Genomic DNA, 20,569 nt, shown 5'->3' with positions numbered 1-20,569 from the left:
TCCTTGAGTGTGCGTCATTTCATCCACACCATCCAGCAACAACCAAACCCGATTAATTTGTGCTTCTAAATCACCGCGCGTCACTTCTCCTTGACACCGAGACAACCATACTTTTTCCAAATACTGACAGAGATTTTGCTCCCCTAATTCAGCTAAATCTATCCAAATTGGCAACCCCAAATCTTGCTCTAAAATCCAATCGGCAATCTTCTGCAACCGCGTGGTTTTCCCCGCACCCGGTTCGCCAATAATCGCTATTTTTCGCCCTTGACTGATGTCGCTTTTCCCTTGTCGCAACACATCCTCAAAAAACCTTTCTTCAGCAATGGGAATCAGTTTTTCTGTTTCCTTTTCCTTTTCTTCCTGCTGATTCCTTGGCTGAGGTTTGGGTTTTTGGCGTTCGACAATCGCTAAGGGAACATAAACGCCATCCAGTTGCGGAGTCATCCCGTTGGCGTTGGTGAAGGGGTTGGTGGTGAGTTGCTTTTGTTGCGCGAGGTTTTGGCGGCAGATTTCTTGCCATTGCTCAATGGGAAGAAACTTTACCCAATTCCCGGCGGGCGAATCCAGTCAAAATGTACCGCCGATCATTGTATTGCCTTGAAAGACGTTTTTAATGTTATCTGCTAACTTTTGAGCGTTGTAAACTGTTGGTTGCTGAGAAATGAAGTTAGAGAGCTTGGGATTGGGATCGTTTTTAGCTGCTGCAACTAACTCTTGAAGTAGTTTAGCAAATTGAGGATCGCGCTCCGCTTCATTTTTAATAATTTCTACTGTTTTAGCATAGTCTAATTGTGCGGGAGCAATTTCGATCGCACTAACTGTCTCTGGTGACTTATTCCGCAGTGATGCCATAACTTTACCAGTGCGCTCGATAACTGCTTCTCCCAATTTTTCTCCGCCTTTTTCTAATGCTTTAGTAGTCAGAATAGTACCAATTGCCAAAGCAGCTGTTAGTATTGGTTCCATGAGTTAAGTCCTCTTGTATCTGGATACTGAATATTTTACCATATTTTATGTAATTCGGCGGATGCGGAGGTTGTTCAGGATTTACGCACTCCGACCAAAGAAATGGTGTTTATCTTTTTATGGCAGACTTGCTTAAAACTCTTAATGTGCTTTAGGTTTAAAGGTTTTCATCACCTCATCATTGCAAACACCCTTATGCGTTCCCACCCAGTAATCACTCAATTTACCTGGTAATTTTGCGTATTTATCATTTCCATTGAGACGGATAAAATTTTTCATGTTGTCAAACACACAATACTGACCTTGACCATTAGAGTAGTAGATATAATCAATATCTTCTAATTTAAACGCTCCAAATGCTTGTACTTCTGATCGGGGAGGGTGAAGTCGCACGAGAAAAATCCCTGGCAACATAGTTAGAAGAATTACACCAATTACACCTGTAATTAATTTGTTTTGAGCAATGGGAAGAAACTTTACCCGATTCCCGGCGGGCGAATCTAGTCAAAATGTGCCGCCGATAATCGTATTACCTTGAAAGACGTTTTTAATGTTATCTGCTAACTTTTGAGCGTTGTAAACTGTTGGTTGCTGAGAGATGATGTTAGAGAGCTTGGGGTTGGGATCGTTTTTAGCTGCTGCAACTAACTCTTGAAGTAGTTTAGCAAATTGAGGATCGCGCTCCGCTTCATTTTTAATAATTTCTACTGTTTTAGCATAGTCTAATTCTGCTGGAGCAATTTCGATCGCACTAACTGTCTCTGGTGACTTATTCCGCAGTGATGCCATAACTTTACCAGTGCGCTCGATAACTGCTTCTCCCAATTTTTCTCCGCCTTTTTCTAATGCTTTAGTAGTCAGAATAATACCAATTGCCAAAGCAGGTGTTAGTATTGGTTCCATGAGTTAAGTCCTCTTGTGCCTGGATACTGAATATTTTATTGTGTTTTATATAATTCGGCGGATGCGAAGGTTGTTCAGGATTTATGCACTCCGACTAAAGAAACCGGGTTTTTTCCGAATCAGTGCGTCACAATCAAGTATTCTCACAAAAACCCGGTTTATAACCACCCGTGCGTCAGTCCTATTGTTAAAAGTTATCTATCGCCTGTATTATTCGGCGGTTGAAACCTAAGACGTTGTATTTAAACCAGGTTTGGTATCGTTTAGCATTTTGCCAAGAGCTACAATGTCTTTGGAAAGGTATGAGGCAGCATTGGCAAACACCCAAAATGATTGGGAAAGAGTTGATTAACTTTATATATTATAGGAGTCTATAACAATGGCGTGGATATTCAGTTTGTCGGCAGAGTGTGGCTCTGATGAAAGCAATGTCAATAAATTTGCTCAACACTTTGAGGGCATAGAATGGATGCTGTCAAATAATCGCCAATGTCTATGTCGAACAGATACTTTTCAAGATATGGATCGAAATTGGTGGTGTCGGGTTTATCCCAATAATATTAGTGAAGTGGGAATAGATAGCCCTGAAAGTGCTTATCTGATGACAGAGTTAGGTATTTTATTTTATCTAACTCTACGGTTTGCTCCTTGGTTTCGCTATGCTTTGGTTGGGGTTGAAGTTGATGAATTCAGAACCTATAGTGAACTTATGGAGGATTTATCTAATTTATCTCTTCCGGGATTGGTTTTAGCAAAGGAACTTACTCATGGGATAGAAATATTACCAGTTTTTCGAGAGTTTAGTCCGAGTTATATATGGCAACCATACGAGGGGGAAGTCTATAATCCATTAATGGCATCCCCAGAGTTGAAAAATAAGCTGAATGAGCTTCTGGCTGTGAGTTGAATATACTGCGAGGAGGAGGGAGTTTAGGTAAGTAAAAAGGCGATCGACTTTGTTGATGGCGTTGAGTTCGTCTTGTTCTTCAGCGGTTAGGTTATTAATTTTATTTTTTCCAGAAGGGTTTATAGATGGAGTTGAAGTCGATCGGTAAACTTGAACAGAGGACGATTATTGACTGTTTCGACTTTAACTCCGGTTTCAATCAGGGAGGGAGGTTGAATGACAACTCGCATAATATTTGACTTGGATGAATTGTTTGTCAGGTTTAAGCTTTGTCCATACTTTATATTGCCAGAGACCAGAAACTGGTTTTTTTTGAGAAGACGCGCTACGCCTCGTAGAAGTTGCCAAAAACCCCGTTGATTTGGTATTTATGGGTAAGTTCTCAATGAGACACGAAGGTCGATCGCACTTCACATCAAAAAGTGCGTAGGCGATAGCCGAGGCGACAGCTATCGCCCTCCAAGATTATTCTTTCCAGTAACGAGTTAAAATCCGAATCACCTCACCCGCTAGAGGCGAAGGTAGAGGCGGGCTCCACTCTCCAACTTGTGCAAAACCTAAAACGTGCAGCAGATTAACAATGCTTTCTACCGCTTTCGGAACGCCGCAAATCAGCAAACGAATCGGTTGTTTGCCAGCGGGTACGTCGGGAATTTCTTCCCGGAGCAGTTCGGGAACTGACTTTGGCTGTGATATCATACAGTTTCTCCTAAATATGGGAGTTCAAGCCCCCACCGAACGATCGTGAGTCTGAGCGGTGGGGGTTTGGTTTTTGGTTCTTAGATTACTATAGCACAATCTAGATTGCGGTGTGCTACTTTAGCTCAAAACTATTCTAAAAAATTTGCAGTCAGCTAAAATGACATGGTGAACACGCTACCCCCAAACAATGTGAGTCCTGCAAAATCTCCCAGAGTTGCCTTTTACCCGCCGCCCGAAATTAAGGAGAAGTTAGAGAAACTGGCTAGTCTTGAGCGTCGTTCTATTTCCCAAATGGCACTACTTTTAGTGGAAGAAGGGCTCGATAGAGCACAGAAGGAAGGCAAATTTAATCAATCCAAAGACGACTAAGCAGCTAACTTTGCCCTCAACAGCCCGCCCCTCGGAGCATCTATGGATCAAATTCAGCAACCTGTTTTTGACCAAGAGATGTCATTGCTAAAACTAAAACACTTAACGTAAGACCTAAAACTGCATAACTCGGCAGTGAAAAAATAGTTACTTTCAACAAATAAGGCAATTCCCCACCCTTCCAATTCCAGCGCTTTCCCAGAAACACCAACAACCCAGCATGAATCACTGCCGTTTGCACCAACAGACAACTAACTCCCAACAACCAAACCGACATTCTTTGCCGAGAAAAGACACAATTTTTAATCTGAAAACATAAATCATTCAGCAAAAAAACCACCGCCGGTGCTAACATCACAGAACTGGTGGGCTGTGAATAGTTGATAGCAATACTCAAACTAGAAATTAGCACCATTTCAGATAACTCAAGTTTTTTTGACCAAGCATTGCGAGATTGTTTTCGGTAAAAATACCAACTCACTAAACCAACTAGCACCAGAATAATCAAGTCAGAAAATAGCTTCGCCACGAAAGGACTATCGGGGAAAAATCTCGGCCCCATAACCCTTAAATCAAGGCGACTCATAGAAATATAAGCATTATTCGATGGATCATTGAGCCAGAGTGGAAATCCACGAGTCGCATCCTGTATAAATCCTGTTAAGGAATTGCCCGTTACAGCTAGACCTATAACTGCCAAAAAAGTTACCGTAAGTAGAGATATAAAAACTAGCTGAAATCGTCTTTTGATTAAAAAATAAGGAATAAACAATATAACTAAAGTTGGTTTAAAAAGTGCAATTCCTAATAAAACTCCTGCAATTCCATCCTGATTCTTTCTAGCATAAATAAACATCCATAACAGCAGAAGCGCAATAAAAGTTGCCACATTGCCAACTTGAAGATCGAAGACAAAACCGTAGAGGAATGCAACTGATATACTACAAATAGTCCAAAAAGCTCGTGAGTGCGACACCAACAAGATATTCGCTCCCCATAAAACAAAACCAGTGGCAATAAGATGCAGCCAAGTCCAGATTGTAAATGCAGTCTTCATCGGGAAATAGCCCAAAAACCAGAGGGGAGGAATGATATTAGGTGGATAAACAAAAGATGGAATAAACCCACACACTTTTGTGATGCTACAGAAACCGAGGTTAAACACCTCCACATTAAAGGGACTCAAATGCTGATGGGCTAATCTACTCGCCACATAAAACCACTTAAAATCCCAGTAAGGCGGATCGGGCCGATTAGTCAGATTGTAAACCAACCAACCGGTATAACAGAGAAATCGGGTGAGAACTAATACAATAACTGCTTGCAAAATAAAGTTAACAATAGGTTGACGAAAAAACTGAGTTAACCTTTGGAGCGAAGGATGTTTTAAAAACAAAGAATTTTGCCATGTTGTTTGGTCGCGGTCTAGTCGCAAATTACGATTTAGAAATAAAGCGACTGTAATGATAATAAGCACATTCCAAAATTTAAAACTAATCATAGAAAATATTCTCAACTAAAAAACCGTATTCAAGAGGGCGGGTTTATTTAACCTGTTTTAAACCCGAAATATTGTTGGTGAACCCGCCCCTACAGGTAATTAAAAATGGTGCAACATATCAGTTGTAACCTACAAGATAGACTCCTATGTTTCACCTTTACCTAACTCTCTGCGTTCTCTGCGCCCTCTGCGGTTAATAAAAAAAAATCTCAGTGTCACACCCAAACATTTGCGTTAACCTAGTTGACTACAGCTTGTACCGCACTCCCCAACTAAATTCATGCTTCCCCGCATCAAAGAATTAGCCGCCACCCTAGCACCCCGCTTAATCGAAATTCGCCGCCACATCCACTCACACCCCGAACTCAGCGGCCAAGAATATCAAACCGCCGCCTACGTAGCCGGAGTTCTTGCATCCAGCGGAGTCCACGCCATTGAAGGAATCGGCAAAACAGGAGTGCTCGGCGAACTCAAAGGCAACAGCAGCGAGTCCCGGTGGCTGGCAATTCGCACAGATATGGACGCTTTGCCGATTCAGGAACGCACAAACTTAGAATTTGCCTCCCGCAACGAGGGAGTGATGCACGCCTGCGGCCACGACATCCACACCACCGTCGGTTTGGGCGCAGCCATGATATTGTCTCAGCTAGAGGAAAAATTGCCCGGTCACGTCCGCTTCTTGTTTCAGCCGGCAGAAGAGATTGCCCAAGGCGCTCAATGGATGATTAAAGATGGGGCGATGCAAGATGTTGACGGCATCCTCGGAGTGCACGTTTTTCCGACGATTCCCGGCGGTTGCATCGGTATCCGCCACGGGGCCCTGACGGCGGCGGCAGATGACCTAGAATTGATTGTGATGGGCGAATCCGGTCACGGTGCGCGTCCCCACGAGGCGATCGACGCAATTTGGATTGCTTCTCAGATCATTACCACTTTGCAGCAGGCAATTAGCCGCACGCAAAATCCTTTGAGGCCACTGGTTTTGACGATCGGGCAAATTAACGGCGGACGAGCGCCGAACGTGATTGCCGATCGCGTAAAATTATTGGGAACCGTGCGATCGCTCCATCCCGAAACCCACGAAAAACTACCGGCTTGGATCGAACAAATCGTTTCCAGCGTCTGCGCGACTTACGGCGCAAAATACGAACTCACCTACAAGCGCGGCGTCCCCGGAGTTCAAAACGACCCAAAACTTACACAATTAGTCGAAACTGCGGCTTTAGAAGCTTTAGGTCGATCGCGCGTCCAAATTTTACCAGAACCATCCCTCGGCGCGGAAGATTTTTCAATGTATCTAGAACACGCACCGGGAACCATGTTTCGCTTAGGAGTGGGACTGACTGACAAACCGAACTATCCCCTCCATCACCCGCAATTTGAGGTTGATGAATCTGCGATCGTCACCGGCGCTGTCACCCTAGCCTATGCCGCCTACCAATATTGGAAACACCAAGTAAGTAAGTAAACTCGCTTTCGTTCAATTACCCGCAATCAGATTGTGGGGTGGGTAATGGCTCAAAATTGCTCGATGTAAAGTTTATTTGCGCCTACCTGCTTAACAGAATTTTGGCAACCAAACCAGCTAATCTTCCGCAATTCCCCTATAGCAGCGGCCGAATGTGCTAACGTACAATCAAAAATCCCCCAATTTCAACTATCGCGAGACAGATAACCGTGTTCGCTCAAGCACCTCCAACTCCCAATTACAAATGGTTTAGCTGCATTTCTAGGACTGTTTTCACCGCATTGTGCCTGTTGCCTCTTTTCAGCGCTGCGGGATACGCCCAAACTCCCCAAAATAGACCCATCAAAATCGGCGTAGTGCAGCGGTTTGGCACCAAAGCAACCGACAAACTAACGCTGAAAGCATTACCGGGCGACAGCTTAACATTGAGTTACAAAACTCCTCAAGGCATAGAAACCAAAACGGCTGCTAGCGTCAAGTTAGAAATAGCCCCAAAACCGCTGGAAGCACCCTTAGTAGAAGAACGAGTTGTTCTGAGCTCCCACCGCAGTTTCGAGAGTGCAGAAGATAGCGCCAATCAGTGGCGCGCCCAGGGAATTGATGTAGAAATTGCTCAACCTTTTCGCTGGCAAGTTTGGGCGAAAAGAGATACTTACAACTCTCCTTTGGTGCGGCGCTGGCTGTTGCAAAGTTTGCAAGCTCAAGGGAACACAACAGCTTTTTTGGATTCCAAAGTTGTGAAACAAATACCCCAGGCATTTTGGGTTTTAAACGGCTTTCGTTTCAACCGCAATGAGTTGGATGTGACGGCGGGGAAAAATGTGATTGAGGTATTGGAACAAACTACCCAAGAGGCGACAGCTACTGAACCAGAAAAAGCTATTCAACAAACTCGCCGTTATGGTGGCAGTTTGCACCTGCAAAAAAATTCTTATGGTACTTATACTTTAGTCAATGAAGTGCTGACGGAAACTTATTTGCGGGGTGTTGTTCCTCACGAAATAGGGGCTTTTTCACCTTACGCTGCGATTGTCGCTCAAACTATTTTGGCGAGAACCTACGCCTTGAGAAATTTGCGCCGATTTGCTGTGGATAATTATGAGTTGTGCGCTGATGTTAACTGTCAAGTTTATCAAGGTTTGACGGAGGTTTACCCGCAAAGTGATAAGGCGATCGCCCAAACGAGCGGTTTGGTGCTAACTTACGAAAATCAGTTGGTTGACGCGCTCTATTCAGCGTCTAGCGGCGGTGTGACAGCGACTTTTGGCGATGTGTGGCAGGGCCCGGAACGTCCATATTTGCGATCGATCGTCGATTCGCCTAATAATCTTTGGGATTTGTCGAAGCAGAGTTTGTCTGACGAAAACAATTTCCGCCGCTTTATCAGTTTGGAAAAAGGGTTTAATGAAGAAAAAGAAGACACGTTTCGGTGGCGCGAACCCGCTTCTTTGACGGCGATTGGTGGATTTCTCAAACAGTATCTTCAGAAGAAACAGCACCCGCTGGCTAATTTTAAAACGGTCACTCAGGTGGAAGTGGTGGAAAGGTCGCTTGCTGGTCGAGTTTTGAAAATGAAGGTTCAAACTGACTTGGGCCCTATCGATATCGACAAAGACGAGATTCGCAATGCTTTTTACCCGCCCATTAGCACGCTTTTTTACCTAGAACCCATTTACAATCCAGACAAAACTCTCAACGGTTATGCTTTTGTCGGAGGCGGTTTCGGGCACGGAGTGGGAATGAGTCAGACTGGTTCTTACAATTTAGCTAATTTGGGATGGAATGGATCTCGAATTCTGGGCTTTTATTTTCCCGGCGCTCAAGTTCTGCCTCTCAGCGATGCAATTACATTTTGGCGCGAATAGTCGATCGAAGTCGGCGTAGAATCGGCGATTTCAACCGCCGTCTTTTCTTCAACCCGCGCACCATCCGGGTTTTGTCTGTGTAGACGCGGTTTCAACCGCCGTCTTTAACACAAAAACCCGGTTTCTTAACGTAATTGAGCTATTTCAGCTTAATTCCGAAAACAAGAAACCGGGTTACTTAGCGCATCGCGCCTGTGAATCCTTTCTTAGTAGAGCGATTCTTCTTGGTGAGTTTCGATCGTACAGTTAGACTTGGGATAGGCGACACAGGTGAGGACAAATCCGGCCTCGATTTGGTCGTCGTCCAAGAAAGATTGGTCGGATTGGTCAACTTCGCCTGCTGTGATTTTGCCGGCGCAGGTGGAGCAAGCTCCAGCGCGGCAAGAGTAGGGGAGGTCGAGTCCTGCTTCTTCCGCAGCATCAAGAATGTAAGTATCGTCATCAACGTCAATGGTCTGGTTAATTCCTTCGGCTTCGCTGATGAGGGTAACTTTGTAAGTTGCCATGCACTAAATCCTCTCAAAAATTCAACAAGATTGATAATTTTTCCTAATGCAACCTTCAAGGCTCTATTAGCTTTGAGGTTAGGTCTTAGGTTCGTTCCCTCTATGATAGTAGGGGATAGAAGGGAGGTTGACACACTTATTTACAAAACATTTGAATGGGATTAGTTATAACTTTTTCTAATTTCATCTTGATTACTTATACCTATCTTGGGTTCAGCCTTGTGATACTGTTGCCGCAAGACTTGTGCTAAATAATCCGGTTTCTAGGAAAAATCCTGTTTTGAGCCCTACAGCACAAAAACCGGGTTGTTGGTATGCGGTGTGTCGATCTAGTTTCAGCCAGACTTGCTGCAAGGCAAGTCCCTGCCGGCGGTGAAATGTATAGTTAGATCGCATCAAGACTGGGGTGTTGAAGGCTCGATCGAATAAATCGCACCACAACCACAGCTGAAAATCGGGGCGACAGAACCCTAAAGCCCTGCAGCGCAAGTCTGTAACTATCTAAAATCTTAAATCTCAAATCCCATGACTAATATTGATACTCGCTTTGGTTTTTCGGTTAATTCTCCAATTCGCGTCGGGATTGTGGGTACTGGTTTTGCCGCTAAGTTGAGGGCTGAGACGCTGGTAGCTGATGGGCGATCGAACTTGGTAGCAGTTGCGGGCCACAACCAGGAGACAACCGCAGCATTTTGTCAAACTTTCGGCGCCGAAGCTCAGGTTTCTTGGCGCAAGCTGGTAGAAAGAGACGATTTAGATTTGGTGATTGTCTGTACGGTGAACCGGGATCACGGGGCGATCGTCCTGGCAGCCCTAGAAAATGACAAGCACGTTGTGGTGGAATATCCTCTATCTTTAGACGTATCTGAAGCAGAAAGGGCGATCGAACTTGCCACCCAAAAGCAAAAACTCCTCCACATCGAACACATCGAACTGTTAGGCGGTTTGCACTCCTCAATCAAAGAATCTTTGCCATTAATCGGTAAAGTTTTTTACGCCCGCTACATTACTATTACTCCTCAACATCCAGCGCCACAGCGGTGGACTTATCAACATTCCCTCTTTGGGTTTCCGTTAGTTGGTGCAATTTCGCGACTGCACCGATTTACTGATTTGTTCGGAGAAGTGGCAAACGTTAACTGTCAAGCTCAATTTGGGGACAGTCAGCCGGATGTCTACAAAGCTTGTTTGTGCAATGCACAGTTGCGCTTTGCCAATGGCGTTGTCGCTGAAGCTGTTTATGGAAAAGGAGAGACTTTTTGGCAGTCTGAAAACATTTTTACCATCTACGGAGAAGCAGGAACGCTGGTTTTTACTCCAGAATCCGGTCAATTAATTCAGGGAGAAAATCGGCGCAACCTCAAAGTAGGAACGCGACGCGGTTTGTTTGCCAAAGATACCGAGGTGGTGTTAGACTGTTTGCTAAACGGTACGCCCTTGTACGTCAAGAATACAAGTAGCTTGTACGCTTTGAAGGTGGCGGATGCTGCGAGGCGATCGAGCGAAACTTGCCAAAATGTGGCTATCGACAACTCATAACTCTTCAGTCTCTTAGAGAGTCAATCGCAGATACAAGGCAGATCGACGCAGATCAACGCAGATAATTTCAAGATAGTTTGGGAATGAGTGCAAGAAGTCTAATAAGTCTACTTCACAGGTAAAAAATGAAATTACACTGGAAATATCATCAATTTGAGCCAGAAACAATCGGGCTAATTTACGGTTTCATAGGCGTAGTTGGCTTCAGCTTGACACTTCCAGGAACCAGAGCCGCAGTACAGGATTTAGACCCTATTATTGTAGGTTTAGGACGCGGATTAGTAGCAGCTATACTAGCAGCCTTTACTCTGCAGATAACGCATCAACCCATTCCCACAAAACAGCAACTTCGGAGTTTATTAGTTGTCGGATTGGGAGTTGTTTTGGGATTTCCGCTACTATCCGCTTGGGCAATGCAGCAAGTACCCGCAGCCCACGGTGCTGTGGTATTAGGATTGTTGCCCTTAGCAACAGCAGTAGGGGGAGTTTTGCGATCGGGCGATCGCCCATCTTCTAATTTTTGGATTGCTAGTATCGCTGGGAGTCTAACCGTTGTTTGTTTTGGAATTATTACTGGTGCAGGGCAACTCCAACCCGCAGACTTAGCTTTATTTGCATCAGTCATTGCTGCTGCTTTTGGTTACGCCGAAGGTGGGCAATTAGCTAAAACTTTAGGCGGATGGCAAGTTATCAGTTGGGCATTAATACTTATCGCTCCCTTCGAGATTTTACCTACAATATTTGTAGTCATACAACATGGATTAATAGCTGCACCGACGGCATGGTTGGGTTTTGCCTATGTGAGTATTATTAGTCAATTTGTAGCATTTTTTGCCTGGTATCAAGGGATGGCTATTGGCGGAGTTGCCAGAGTAGGGCAACTTCAGCTATTGCAACCATTTTTGACCATCCTAGCATCGGCAATCTTGCTTGGTGAAACTGTAGAGCCGATCGCCCTAGGCAGCGCTTGTTTAGTTGTTCTCTGTGTAGCAATAGGGAAAAAAGCATCAATTCAGCAGGCACCCGATTTGTGAGGGGAGTGACCAACCTCCAAATCTCTAAGAAAGGACTCTTCGTCCTTACTACAAACCTAACTACAAACCGGACATGAGATCGCTAGTCTGTCCAATTATAGATCGCATTCTCATCACAACTGTTTCTAGCGATAGATGAAATTTAAATATTTGAATTTTATGATCACAATATAAACCAAAAAACATCAAGCTGATCGTGTTTGTGGTTGCCTAGTTTGTGGTTGCCTATCAGACAATTCCTACCTTTTATCACATTGACAGCATAAACTCATGGAAATCAGACAAGATACGTTGTTCGATCGAGTATTCCGGGACAGCGAAGGCAAAATTGTTATAGCTCAGCCACCAAATCTACCGCTAATTGTCGGGATTGTATCTAGTTTATTGAAGCTCCTTTTTACCACAGGTCAAATTTATCTAGTGTTGGATCTAGTAGCTTTTGGCGCCTTGTTTACTTGGGCTTGGGAAGAATTATTTCAAGGCGTTAATTACTTTCGTAGAGCATTAGGTCTGATTGGGCTGGTTGGTCTGATTGCCTGGAAACTTCAATAAGTAGGTAAGTAAGTCCACCTAAAAAAATATAATACCCAGATTCCCGACTTCTTAAAGAAGTCGGGAATCTAAAGCGCGAGCTTGTTTTACGTTTAATTCGGTAGTTTCTATTTAGTCAAGCTGCTACTTTTGTCTGAGTTAAAGCCCATTGACATAAATTTATGGCCGAAGTTGGCGTTTTTGATTATTACTTGATAATTTTTTTACGATCGTCGATGTCGATCGCCAAAACCAGCCACTTCAGCCAGCGTATAAAGCGGTCTGCCCTTCACCTCCTCGTAAATCCGCCCCACATACTGGCCCAAAATCCCAATACTGACCAACTGCACCGCACCCAAAAAGAAAACCGCCATAATCACAATTGTCAAACCAGTTAATGCCGAGCCCGCAGAGAAAAGACGCCAATACAAAACCAAAAAAGCCATCAAAACAGACACGAAAGCCGAAAATAAACCCAAATAAATCGACAGTTGCAGAGGAACTTTTGAAAAAGACACTAAACCGTTCATCGCCAAAGCAAAAGATTTACTGAACGTATACTTAACATCGCCAGCAAAACGCGGATCTCGTTCAAACTTAACTGCCGTTTGTTTAAAACCAATCCAAGCGCGCAGTCCCCGAATGTAGCGGTTCCGTTCAGGCATTGCATTGAGTACGTCCACCACGCACCTATCCATCAAACAAAAATCCCCCGTATCTATAGGAATATCAACATCAGCAAGATTCCGCAAAATGCGATAATACATATAAGCAGGCAACCGCTTCAACCAACCTTCTTGACGGCGTTGAGTGCGCTGAGCGTAAACAACTTGATAGCCCTGCCGCCACTGTTCTACCATATCTATAATTAGCTCTGGCGGGTCTTGTAAATCGCCGTCCATGATGAATACAACTTGACCAGTAGAAAAGTTTAAACCAGCAGTTACAGCTATTTGATGACCGAAATTGCGGGCAAAACTGAGATAACTAATTCGCGAGTCTTGTTCGTGCAATTTTCGCAAAAGTTCGAGAGAGCGATCGCGACTACCATCATTGATTAAAATTAATTCTACTGGGCCGTCCATTCGATCCATCACGGCACTAATTCGCCGATACAATTCAGCGAGATTTTCTTCTTCGTTATAGATGGGAATTACCAAGGAATACTTAGGTGTATCGTTCATTGCAGTTTCTGTTTAAAAATCGGCTTTTCAACCGTTCAATCAAAAGTTTTTTTTTCCCCAAACACCCTGGCTGCTTCACGAGAGAGGTTCGGCACGTAATCTCGTGAAGCAGCCAGACAACAGCCGCCGACAAAATAGCAGCTTACCAAAACTTATCTATTTTCTTAAATACGAAAAACAAAAGACACCATAAGACTGACGCACGCCAAACGAAAATATCTGTTATCATAGATGTTTAGTCAGATTATAAAAATTACAATCATAACCCATCGATTCAAAATTGCATGACAAATTCCAATTATCTGTGGCAAGCAAATCAAGACTTAAGTGAAGCTTGTCTGCAACATCTTTTTGTCAGAGGCATTGCTGACGGCAGCCTCCCCCAAAATAGTTTTGCATATTACGTTGCACAAGACGCATTTTTTCTGAGAGCATTCGCTCGCGCTTACAGTATCGCTGCGGCAAAAGCACCCGACTGGGATGGGTTTGAAATCCTCCATAATCTCGGCAGCGGCGTTTTAGAAGAACTTCGTTTGCATCAAGGATATGCAGCAAAATGGGGGGTAAACTTGCAAGAGGCAAAACCGGGAATCGCTACCCGCCACTACACAGATTTTTTATTAGCGACAGCCTGGGGAAGCGGTGTCGGTTTGACAGTAGCCGCGATGACTCCTTGCTTGCGGTTGTATGCTTTTTTGGGGCAGCAGTTAGCTAAACCTAATATACCGGAACACGCCTTTAGCGACTGGATTTCTACCTATAGCAGCCCTGATTTTGAGATTTTAGCAAAACAACTGGAAAGTTTGGTCGATCGCTACGCAGAAGCAGGGCCGGAAGTAGAAGCAACCTATCGCTACGCTATGCTGTGTGAAAGAGACTTTTTTCAGTCGGCTTGGGAAATAGAGTAAATTAAGTTTGGGCAAAAGATATGGAGAAGTATCTTAAGCTACCTACACCCACGCAGCAAATTTAACAGCCATGTACAGCAGGAATTTAGCAAATAATGTCATAACAGCATATTCCCAACCAGGCTGACTACTCAACACTAAACCAAGTCCGATCGAGAGCGACGCAATGCCGTAAGCGTATCGGTGAAGCGATTGCAGAGCACCGGAGTTTATCAGTTGCGCTAAAGAGCAAAAACCGAAACAGACGACTGTGATACTCAGCCTTTTTTGCAAATACCACAACAAATAGCCACCGCCCAAAGTCATCGCAACTTTACTAACAGCTTGCAAGCGGAATTACTTCTAGCTCTAAATCAGTATTTGTCATGGCTAAAACAGCGCCAGACTGTAGATTTAAAATTAAAGTATAGTCCGCTGCCGAGTGTTCGCCAAATATATACGCAAGTAAAGCGGTACTGGTAATTTTAACGTCCGAGTTTATTGGGAATGCCTTCGCAGCCGCCGGGAATAGTCTCTCTCGACTTCGAGCCGCACCAAGTGCAGCAGTAATAGCGCTGCTCCTCCGACAGCCGCTTGACAGCGGTGAAATCAGCACGTTCAACCACAGCGCCGGTATGTTCACCCGTTTGATAGTTGGGAAATTCGGTACGGCTGCGGGGGGATGCAGTTTCTGCCGATCCGTAGAATAACGCGGCGCCTCTCATGTCGGCGCGAGCGAGATTGGCGTCGTACAAGACAGCGCGCGAGAGGTTGGCTTTCACTAAATCGCACTTGCTGAGATTAGCGCGGACGAGGTTGGCTTCGCTCAAATCCGTCCACCGCAAATCGGTGCCAGCCAGGTCAGCACCCGCTAACATGACATTGAGATCGATAACGCGGATACCGTGATCTCTGTCTTCAGCGTAGCCGCCGTCGCCGTCAAGGATGGGGCGGCCTAAAAGCCGATCGCGCTTCAGAGGAGTAACCAATCTAGACTGCGACAAAAACCGCAGAATTTTAGCTTTACCTTCAGCATCTACACTGCTCATAATCGCAGCCGTGCGGCCTTCTGCGATCGCCCTTTCCTGCGGCCAGTCTTCCAAAAACCCTTGTTCGTCAAGGGCTAAGTCCGAAACCCCTTGAAAATAAGCATCAATTGTTTGCTGCTGCGTAATTCTGTTTTGCTGAATCGTCAAATCTTTCGAGATCACATACTGCCGCCAAGCCACGTAAACGCCCAAAATTGCGATCAAAATTTGGCCCAAAGCGCCGATCAACTCGCCGAGAGCCCCGATTGCCTCCCAGTTGATTTGGATGTTGCGGCTTCCCGGTTCAGTATTAGTACCGCTGAGCATCAGCAAGCCAACAATCCCAGCTAAAAGCCCGAAGCAGGCGACGATCAGCGTGCGCCAAGTCGGCGGAATTACCTGCGCCCAGATTTTGCCCCAACTCGGCCACATCAGCCGCAGCGATATGCCGATCGCACCCACGGCGCCAATTAAGCCCAGCCAAATGTTGTCATTGGCGAGCCCAAAAATCATCGCTGCGATCAACCCCAGTGTCAGCACTGACCCCGATTTCTCAGGAGTCGTTTGTTCCTGGTGCGGCGGCAATAAAACCTTGCGAGTTGGAGGCGGCTGCACCGGTTTTTCCGGTTCAGCAGTAGCGACGATTGTCCCTGATTCTGGTGGCACAGTAGGGCTCGCACCGTTCTGACTTTCTACAGTCACGTTAGATTCAGGGCGATTGGGTTGAGAAGAGTTTGGTTCTGGTGTCATGCGTTGAGGCAAATTCTAACTGTGGCTGGTCAATAAAACGATTTTAACTAACCAAGCAGGATTCTAGATAATATTACAATAGAAATCTCCACTAATTACATTCAAAGAGGTAACATATTATGACCCTGGTACTCCCCAATCTGCAAGAAAAACAAATGGGTCAAGTAATCACTACAATCACCATCACGAATCGCATCGATCGAGTTATGGCAGAACGGGGATTTATTACTGCTGAGGAAGTTCGCTCTGTTATCCTCGATAACGTTGTTGTCGATACCGGAGCCACTCTGCTTTCCTTGCCAGCTCGCATTATTAGCCAGTTAGGCTTAATACAAGTAGGAGAAAGAGATGTAGAAACATCAGCGGGCATAAAAAAGGGTCGAATTTTTGCCGATGCTCAAATTATTGTAGAGGGGAGAGAAGGGAGATTTGATTGTTTAGAGTTACCCGAAGGCGTTTCGGCTGTTTTGTTGGGCGTGATTCCCATGGAAGAACTAGGCTTAGAACCTGATTTAAAAAATCGACGATTGCGAGTATTGCCGATGAACAATCAGCAAACGTATCTTATGGGTTAGTCGATCGGCATTTACCGTAGCACCAACCTCTCGCGTGTGATTACTATCATGTTCCCTCAATTACCCGGCATCAAAAATGTTTGTATTGAGGACTAAACTCCTCATAAAACTTAGATAACTTTAGTCCTCAATACCAACAAGTTTTATTTTTTAGGCAGGATAATATTACCTGCGGTTTAAAAAAATATACCAAAAAACTTTATTTTTGGGTATATGTAAGTTTTTTGCCCTACATCTAGCGAGCAGAATAAGCCTTGAGCAAATACACGCCAACCGTCGAAAATATCAAAACAACTAACCCTAAAAGTAACTCGATACTAAACCTTTGAGCATTACCCAAAGCGACAAGAATTTGCTGCCGCACCACGAACGCCAACAGCCAGCAAATCTCCGCCTTCAGCCAAACCAAAAGGCCTCGCCCCAATAGATATTGCCGGCGAGCGTTCTCAGAAGTAATCCGTACCGGATAATTAAAAGTATGGGGATAGCGCGATACCGCAGTTAAAACCGCAAAAATAATGGCAGCAACCGCCGGCATGATCCAAATCGTCACCTTGTCGCCCCAAGCATCAGCCAGCCCCCCTAAGCCGAAATGAATCGGAATTCGATCGGGCAAAACTGCCCAAAACTTGACGATGAGCAAAATCGCCAGCAAAATCGCGATCGCACCCAAAAGCTCTACCGCCACTACAACAGGCGAAAGCCTCAGAGAAATAACCGGCCGTTGGTTTGGTGTGTTTCCAGTCATGGCTACTTAAAATTAGATTAATATTGAAAATAATAGTATTGGTTCCAATTTCATTCCCCAACAGCTTTCGTTGGGGGTTTCCAAACATCCCGCGAGGTTCTATGACGGCTCAGGTCTTGATTGAAAAGAAAAAGTTAGAAAAACCGCCCCTAACAATACACACATTAGGCGATCGCGTCCTGCGGCAGCCAGCAAAGCGCGTCAAAAGCGTCGATGCAGAAATTAGGCAGCTAGTCCGAGAAATGCTGCAAACCATGTACAGTGCAGATGGTATCGGTTTGGCCGCCCCCCAAGTCGGAGTCCACAAACAAGTAATCGTCCTCGACTGTGACCCGGAAAACCCCGCCACACCCCCAATCGTTTTGATCAATCCCACCATCAAAAGTAGCAGCAGCGATATCTGTATCTTGCAAGAAGGGTGTTTGAGCATTCCGGGAGTTTATTTAGAAGTCAAACGCCCAGAAGTCATTGAAGTATCCTACCGCGACGAATACGGGCGCCCGCAAACCCTGATAGCAACAGAGTTACTTTCGAGGGCAATCCAGCACGAAATGGATCACCTCAACGGAGTGCTGTTTGTAGACAGAGTAGAAAACAAGCTGGCACTGAATGAAGAATTAGTCAAGCACAAATTTTCGCCAAAGGCAGTAAAGTCAGTATGATGGCAGGAACTCCTAAAAGTGGTTTATTGTTAGCTCTTTCGTGTATCGCCGCGATCGCCGCAGTCGGCTCCATCTTTGAGCTGTCATCGGGAGAAGCTCAACTTGGCAATTTAGTCACGGGCATCATCCTCGCCCTGAGCGTACCGCTAACTGGCATATTTTTCTATGCAGCCGTTCAGGATGCCAGGGCAAATCTATAAGCAGAGTTATTAGTCATTAGTGATTAGTAATTAGTAATTAGTAATTAGTAATTAGTAATTAGTAATTAGTAATTAGTAATTAGTAATTAGTCAGCAGCTAACAACCAATAACTGTGGAATAAAGACTGCTCAAAAATAACATCAGCTAACAGCTCGCGAGCTCATGACTAATGACTAATGACTAATGACTCATAACTCATGACTAATGAAATCGGATTTCTGCGACAAGTGCCAGCCAAAGACGCTGTGGGAACGCCAGCATCCAAGTACCAACTTTCTGAAGATGGGGAATTGGTCATCGGACGCGATCGCAATTGTCAAATAGCCCTAGAGTCGATCGCCCACGGCATGGTTTCCCGTCGCCACGCCATGATCCGTCCCCTAACTCAGGGTACTTTTACGAGATGGGAAATTTGCGACCTCAACAGCGCTAACGGAACTTATATCAACGGAAAAAAGCTCTCTGGCTGCCAAACTTTAGAAACAGGCGATCGCATCAGTCTCGGCCTTGACGGCCCTGAATTTATATTTGAATCTCCCGTAACCCCTTACCAAAATCAACCCGGATTAAGAGCACCACAAACGGGCAATTTTGCTGGTAACGAAAAAGACGCTCTCACTTTAACTCAATTATTCCCGATCGCCTCGACGGGCAAACAATTAAGCCAAAAAGCTTACTTATATCCAGGTATTGCCACAGTTATTGTTGTCGTGTCGATGTTTGTCGCCGTTGGAAATTCCGCAGCATTCAACTTCCTGCTGTCAGCTTACCTCGCCGGTGCGGCTTACTACTTTATCTATCAACTGTGTGGCAAACACAAGCCTTGGTGGGTGTTGCTTGGTTCGGCTTTAGCTACAGTCCTGATTGTGATCAGCCCCTTATTAATTGGATTTATATTAGTATTTAGAGAAATTTTGCCCGGTCGCCTGCCAGCCGAAGGCGAAGCAATCAGTTTTTTGCCTTTTTTGACCAGAATGTTTTTCGGGGCGGGTCTGATGGAAGAATTGCTGAAAGCCCTGCCCGTTTTAGGAGCGATGCTGCTGGGAAATTGGCTGAAAAATCCGTGGCGCGATCGAATCGGTGTTTGGGAACCTTTAGACGGAATTTTGTTAGGAAGTGCCTCAGCAGTCGGCTTTACACTACTAGAAACTCTCGGCCAGTACGTTCCCAATATCATCCAAAATATCACCCTGCAAGCAGGCCCAGAAGCCGGACAATTAGTAGGATTGCAGTTGCTAATTCCGCGAATTTTAGGCTCCGCCGCCGGACACATGGCCTACAGCGGTTATTTGGGATATTTTATCGGTTTGAGCGCCCTCAAACCCAGGAAGCGCTGGCAAATTTTGGGCGTAGGTTATTTCAGTGCTTCCGCACTTCACGCATTGTGGAATGCGTCGGGAGCAGTCAGCGTACTCTTGCTAGCCTTAGTGGGAGTTTTGTCCTATGCGTTTTTAGTAGCCGCAATTCTGAAAGCCCGCGCTCTGTCTCCGAATCGAGAGCAAAATTTTGCAACTCGCATATTTTATGAAAAGTGAACTAGCAGGTCAAACAGCGATTTTTTTCTTGTGTTTCAACCAGCGTGAACCAGCCAATGCTAAAGCAGTCCCCCTTGCGGTGAGAGGTTCGGGAACTGGTTCGGCTTCGGTATCCCTAGCTTGTAATAAACTTCGGTATCGTGGATAATGAGCGCTTGCTGAAAAAGCCTAAAACCAATCGCAAGCTCTAATCTTGCCCAGTTATAGAGGTGTTTTAAGAGTTATAAACCAAACGATCGAATTAACAACAAACAAAAAAGTATAAAAAATATAGATTGATGGAGCGCAGAGAACTCTCCATAAAGAAGGCATTTTAAGTGTTTTTAACAAACCGAGCGGGTAAACGAGACCTTCCGGTATCGAACGGGTATTAAAACTTTCATCTAAGGCGCTTTCATTATTCAAGAATTGGGTAACTGCATGGATTCTTTGTATGTAATAAAATTGCACCTTCCAGTAGGTAGCTTCTAAAAACCAAAAACCAAAAATTATCACGTATCCCAGCGGAACTAACGCATTTATTTTGCTGGCAAATGCCCAACCGATAAGCGCTACCCAAATGGTAATTGCCGTAGTTTTTATCTGCTGCAAAATTGTACTGAAGTTAGCTATTTTTTTCTCTAGTTCCTCTGCTCCTTTTTGCAGCATTGCTAGCTGAAATTCAAATCGATCCATGTTTGATTTGGAGATGGCTGATTCTTCCTA

Annotated in this window: 24 protein-coding genes; 12 read left to right on the top strand and 12 right to left on the bottom strand. The window is 44.9% G+C overall.

Annotated features, from left to right (window positions below):
* The 4 genes from QUA44_RS24040 to QUA44_RS24025 form a co-directional block, all read right to left on the bottom strand.
* Positions 1 to 447, bottom strand: a 447-nt coding sequence (locus tag QUA44_RS24040) for an NACHT domain-containing protein (protein WP_333254949.1), incomplete at its 3' end; no start/stop codon positions are given.
* Between the two features lie 123 nt (positions 448 to 570).
* Positions 571 to 969 carry a hypothetical protein gene (locus QUA44_RS24035; RefSeq protein ID WP_333254951.1) on the bottom strand — a complete coding sequence of 133 codons (399 nt, stop codon included), beginning with the start codon at positions 967 to 969 and terminating at the stop codon, positions 571 to 573.
* 141 nt (positions 970 to 1,110) lie between these two features.
* Entirely contained in the window at positions 1,111 to 1,362 is a 252-nt protein-coding gene (locus QUA44_RS24030; protein ID WP_333309970.1) for a hypothetical protein, read from the bottom strand.
* Positions 1,363 to 1,473: 111 nt separating this feature from the next.
* The gene (locus tag QUA44_RS24025; RefSeq protein ID WP_333254955.1) at positions 1,474 to 1,872 is read right to left on the bottom strand and encodes a hypothetical protein; all 399 of its coding nucleotides are present in this window, start codon (positions 1,870 to 1,872) and stop codon (positions 1,474 to 1,476) included.
* A 379-nt stretch (positions 1,873 to 2,251) separates the two neighbouring features.
* Between QUA44_RS24025 and QUA44_RS24020 the strand changes: the two genes are divergently transcribed.
* Entirely contained in the window at positions 2,252 to 2,779 is a 528-nt protein-coding gene (locus tag QUA44_RS24020) for a hypothetical protein (RefSeq protein ID WP_333254957.1), read from the top strand.
* A gap of 465 nt (positions 2,780 to 3,244) precedes the next feature.
* On the opposite strand, the gene QUA44_RS24015 is transcribed toward QUA44_RS24020, so the two are convergent.
* The gene (locus QUA44_RS24015) at positions 3,245 to 3,478 is read right to left on the bottom strand and encodes a hypothetical protein (protein WP_293184352.1); all 234 of its coding nucleotides are present in this window, start codon (positions 3,476 to 3,478) and stop codon (positions 3,245 to 3,247) included.
* A 165-nt stretch (positions 3,479 to 3,643) separates the two neighbouring features.
* On the opposite strand from QUA44_RS24015, the gene QUA44_RS24010 reads away from it, so the two are divergent.
* On the top strand, positions 3,644 to 3,850 hold the full coding sequence (locus tag QUA44_RS24010) for a ribbon-helix-helix domain-containing protein (RefSeq protein ID WP_333254960.1): 207 nt from the start codon (positions 3,644 to 3,646) through the stop codon (positions 3,848 to 3,850).
* A 40-nt stretch (positions 3,851 to 3,890) separates the two neighbouring features.
* Here the strand turns inward: QUA44_RS24010 and QUA44_RS24005 are convergent, their stop codons facing one another.
* Positions 3,891 to 5,015: a glycosyltransferase family 87 protein gene (locus QUA44_RS24005; RefSeq protein ID WP_333309967.1), complete on the bottom strand. Its 1,125-nt coding sequence runs from the start codon at positions 5,013 to 5,015 to the stop codon at positions 3,891 to 3,893.
* Positions 5,016 to 5,631: 616 nt separating this feature from the next.
* On the opposite strand from QUA44_RS24005, the gene QUA44_RS24000 reads away from it, so the two are divergent.
* Both QUA44_RS24000 and QUA44_RS23995 read left to right on the top strand, forming a co-directional pair.
* Positions 5,632 to 6,819, top strand: coding sequence for a M20 family metallopeptidase (locus QUA44_RS24000; RefSeq protein WP_333254964.1), 1,188 nt, complete (start codon positions 5,632 to 5,634; stop codon positions 6,817 to 6,819).
* 209 nt (positions 6,820 to 7,028) lie between these two features.
* Complete coding sequence (locus tag QUA44_RS23995) at positions 7,029 to 8,684, top strand: SpoIID/LytB domain-containing protein (RefSeq protein ID WP_333254966.1); 1,656 nt, start codon at positions 7,029 to 7,031, stop codon at positions 8,682 to 8,684.
* A 206-nt stretch (positions 8,685 to 8,890) separates the two neighbouring features.
* On the opposite strand, the gene QUA44_RS23990 is transcribed toward QUA44_RS23995, so the two are convergent.
* Entirely contained in the window at positions 8,891 to 9,190 is a 300-nt protein-coding gene (locus QUA44_RS23990; RefSeq protein WP_333254968.1) for a ferredoxin, read from the bottom strand.
* A gap of 525 nt (positions 9,191 to 9,715) precedes the next feature.
* Here QUA44_RS23990 and QUA44_RS23985 point away from each other — a divergent pair.
* The 3 genes from QUA44_RS23985 to QUA44_RS23975 all read left to right on the top strand — a co-directional run bounded on the left by QUA44_RS23985 (position 9,716) and on the right by QUA44_RS23975 (position 12,315).
* Entirely contained in the window at positions 9,716 to 10,729 is a 1,014-nt protein-coding gene (locus QUA44_RS23985; protein ID WP_333254969.1) for a Gfo/Idh/MocA family oxidoreductase, read from the top strand.
* A 125-nt stretch (positions 10,730 to 10,854) separates the two neighbouring features.
* Positions 10,855 to 11,763 carry a DMT family transporter gene (locus QUA44_RS23980; RefSeq protein ID WP_333254971.1) on the top strand — a complete coding sequence of 303 codons (909 nt, stop codon included), beginning with the start codon at positions 10,855 to 10,857 and terminating at the stop codon, positions 11,761 to 11,763.
* Positions 11,764 to 12,033: 270 nt separating this feature from the next.
* Positions 12,034 to 12,315, top strand: coding sequence for a hypothetical protein (locus tag QUA44_RS23975; protein ID WP_333254973.1), 282 nt, complete (start codon positions 12,034 to 12,036; stop codon positions 12,313 to 12,315).
* Positions 12,316 to 12,518: 203 nt separating this feature from the next.
* Here QUA44_RS23975 and QUA44_RS23970 read toward each other — a convergent pair whose 3' ends face one another.
* Complete coding sequence (locus QUA44_RS23970; protein ID WP_333254975.1) at positions 12,519 to 13,478, bottom strand: glycosyltransferase family 2 protein; 960 nt, start codon at positions 13,476 to 13,478, stop codon at positions 12,519 to 12,521.
* Positions 13,479 to 13,762: 284 nt separating this feature from the next.
* On the opposite strand from QUA44_RS23970, the gene QUA44_RS23965 reads away from it, so the two are divergent.
* The gene (locus tag QUA44_RS23965; protein ID WP_333254977.1) at positions 13,763 to 14,386 is read left to right on the top strand and encodes a TenA family protein; all 624 of its coding nucleotides are present in this window, start codon (positions 13,763 to 13,765) and stop codon (positions 14,384 to 14,386) included.
* A 42-nt stretch (positions 14,387 to 14,428) separates the two neighbouring features.
* Here the strand turns inward: QUA44_RS23965 and QUA44_RS23960 are convergent, their stop codons facing one another.
* Both QUA44_RS23960 and QUA44_RS23955 read right to left on the bottom strand, forming a co-directional pair.
* Positions 14,429 to 14,716 carry a hypothetical protein gene (locus tag QUA44_RS23960; protein WP_333254979.1) on the bottom strand — a complete coding sequence of 96 codons (288 nt, stop codon included), beginning with the start codon at positions 14,714 to 14,716 and terminating at the stop codon, positions 14,429 to 14,431.
* 134 nt (positions 14,717 to 14,850) lie between these two features.
* Positions 14,851 to 16,143 carry a pentapeptide repeat-containing protein gene (locus QUA44_RS23955; RefSeq protein WP_333254981.1) on the bottom strand — a complete coding sequence of 431 codons (1,293 nt, stop codon included), beginning with the start codon at positions 16,141 to 16,143 and terminating at the stop codon, positions 14,851 to 14,853.
* 119 nt (positions 16,144 to 16,262) lie between these two features.
* Between QUA44_RS23955 and QUA44_RS23950 the strand changes: the two genes are divergently transcribed.
* The gene (locus tag QUA44_RS23950; protein ID WP_333254983.1) at positions 16,263 to 16,718 is read left to right on the top strand and encodes an aspartyl protease; all 456 of its coding nucleotides are present in this window, start codon (positions 16,263 to 16,265) and stop codon (positions 16,716 to 16,718) included.
* 235 nt (positions 16,719 to 16,953) lie between these two features.
* Here the strand turns inward: QUA44_RS23950 and QUA44_RS23945 are convergent, their stop codons facing one another.
* The gene (locus QUA44_RS23945) at positions 16,954 to 17,466 is read right to left on the bottom strand and encodes a DUF1648 domain-containing protein (RefSeq protein WP_333254985.1); all 513 of its coding nucleotides are present in this window, start codon (positions 17,464 to 17,466) and stop codon (positions 16,954 to 16,956) included.
* Between the two features lie 101 nt (positions 17,467 to 17,567).
* Here QUA44_RS23945 and def point away from each other — a divergent pair, with 101 nt between their 5' ends.
* The 3 genes from def to QUA44_RS23930 all read left to right on the top strand — a co-directional run bounded on the left by def (position 17,568) and on the right by QUA44_RS23930 (position 19,864).
* Entirely contained in the window at positions 17,568 to 18,128 is a 561-nt protein-coding gene (gene def, locus QUA44_RS23940) for a peptide deformylase (protein ID WP_333254987.1), read from the top strand.
* A complete protein-coding gene (locus QUA44_RS23935) occupies positions 18,128 to 18,328 on the top strand; it encodes a hypothetical protein (protein ID WP_199297488.1) in 201 nt (66 codons plus the stop codon). Before def ends, QUA44_RS23935 begins: the two co-directional genes overlap by 1 nt.
* 198 nt (positions 18,329 to 18,526) lie before the next feature.
* On the top strand, positions 18,527 to 19,864 hold the full coding sequence (locus QUA44_RS23930; protein ID WP_333254988.1) for a PrsW family glutamic-type intramembrane protease: 1,338 nt from the start codon (positions 18,527 to 18,529) through the stop codon (positions 19,862 to 19,864).
* A 201-nt stretch (positions 19,865 to 20,065) separates the two neighbouring features.
* Here QUA44_RS23930 and QUA44_RS23925 read toward each other — a convergent pair whose 3' ends face one another.
* Positions 20,066 to 20,539, bottom strand: coding sequence for a hypothetical protein (locus tag QUA44_RS23925; RefSeq protein WP_333254990.1), 474 nt, complete (start codon positions 20,537 to 20,539; stop codon positions 20,066 to 20,068).
* Between the last annotated feature and the right edge of the window lie 30 nt (positions 20,540 to 20,569).

Origin of the sequence: Microcoleus sp. N9_A2, assembly GCF_036701775.1 — a bacterium.
Taxonomy (GTDB): Bacteria; Cyanobacteriota; Cyanobacteriia; order Cyanobacteriales; family Microcoleaceae; genus Microcoleus.
Note: the sequence above shows the minus strand (reverse complement) of the source record. Positions and strands in the feature narration are given on the sequence as shown.

What these genes read in the sequence shown, in the direction of transcription:
- QUA44_RS24035 (WP_333254951.1), bottom strand. Translation starts at nt 969, where the DNA reads ATGGAACCAATACTAACAGCTGCTTTGGCAATTGGTACTATTCTGACT.
- QUA44_RS24025 (WP_333254955.1), bottom strand. Translation starts at nt 1,872, where the DNA reads ATGGAACCAATACTAACACCTGCTTTGGCAATTGGTATTATTCTGACT.
- QUA44_RS24020 (WP_333254957.1), top strand. Translation starts at nt 2,252, where the DNA reads ATGGCGTGGATATTCAGTTTGTCGGCAGAGTGTGGCTCTGATGAAAGC.
- QUA44_RS24015 (WP_293184352.1), bottom strand. Translation starts at nt 3,478, where the DNA reads ATGATATCACAGCCAAAGTCAGTTCCCGAACTGCTCCGGGAAGAAATT.
- QUA44_RS24010 (WP_333254960.1), top strand. Translation starts at nt 3,644, where the DNA reads ATGGTGAACACGCTACCCCCAAACAATGTGAGTCCTGCAAAATCTCCC.
- QUA44_RS24000 (WP_333254964.1), top strand. Translation starts at nt 5,632, where the DNA reads ATGCTTCCCCGCATCAAAGAATTAGCCGCCACCCTAGCACCCCGCTTA.
- QUA44_RS23990 (WP_333254968.1), bottom strand. Translation starts at nt 9,190, where the DNA reads ATGGCAACTTACAAAGTTACCCTCATCAGCGAAGCCGAAGGAATTAAC.
- QUA44_RS23985 (WP_333254969.1), top strand. Translation starts at nt 9,716, where the DNA reads ATGACTAATATTGATACTCGCTTTGGTTTTTCGGTTAATTCTCCAATT.
- QUA44_RS23980 (WP_333254971.1), top strand. Translation starts at nt 10,855, where the DNA reads ATGAAATTACACTGGAAATATCATCAATTTGAGCCAGAAACAATCGGG.
- QUA44_RS23975 (WP_333254973.1), top strand. Translation starts at nt 12,034, where the DNA reads ATGGAAATCAGACAAGATACGTTGTTCGATCGAGTATTCCGGGACAGC.
- QUA44_RS23970 (WP_333254975.1), bottom strand. Translation starts at nt 13,478, where the DNA reads ATGAACGATACACCTAAGTATTCCTTGGTAATTCCCATCTATAACGAA.
- QUA44_RS23965 (WP_333254977.1), top strand. Translation starts at nt 13,763, where the DNA reads ATGACAAATTCCAATTATCTGTGGCAAGCAAATCAAGACTTAAGTGAA.
- QUA44_RS23955 (WP_333254981.1), bottom strand. Translation starts at nt 16,143, where the DNA reads ATGACACCAGAACCAAACTCTTCTCAACCCAATCGCCCTGAATCTAAC.
- QUA44_RS23950 (WP_333254983.1), top strand. Translation starts at nt 16,263, where the DNA reads ATGACCCTGGTACTCCCCAATCTGCAAGAAAAACAAATGGGTCAAGTA.
- QUA44_RS23945 (WP_333254985.1), bottom strand. Translation starts at nt 17,466, where the DNA reads ATGACTGGAAACACACCAAACCAACGGCCGGTTATTTCTCTGAGGCTT.
- def (WP_333254987.1), top strand. Translation starts at nt 17,568, where the DNA reads ATGACGGCTCAGGTCTTGATTGAAAAGAAAAAGTTAGAAAAACCGCCC.
- QUA44_RS23935 (WP_199297488.1), top strand. Translation starts at nt 18,128, where the DNA reads ATGGCAGGAACTCCTAAAAGTGGTTTATTGTTAGCTCTTTCGTGTATC.
- QUA44_RS23930 (WP_333254988.1), top strand. Translation starts at nt 18,527, where the DNA reads ATGACTAATGAAATCGGATTTCTGCGACAAGTGCCAGCCAAAGACGCT.
- QUA44_RS23925 (WP_333254990.1), bottom strand. Translation starts at nt 20,539, where the DNA reads ATGGATCGATTTGAATTTCAGCTAGCAATGCTGCAAAAAGGAGCAGAG.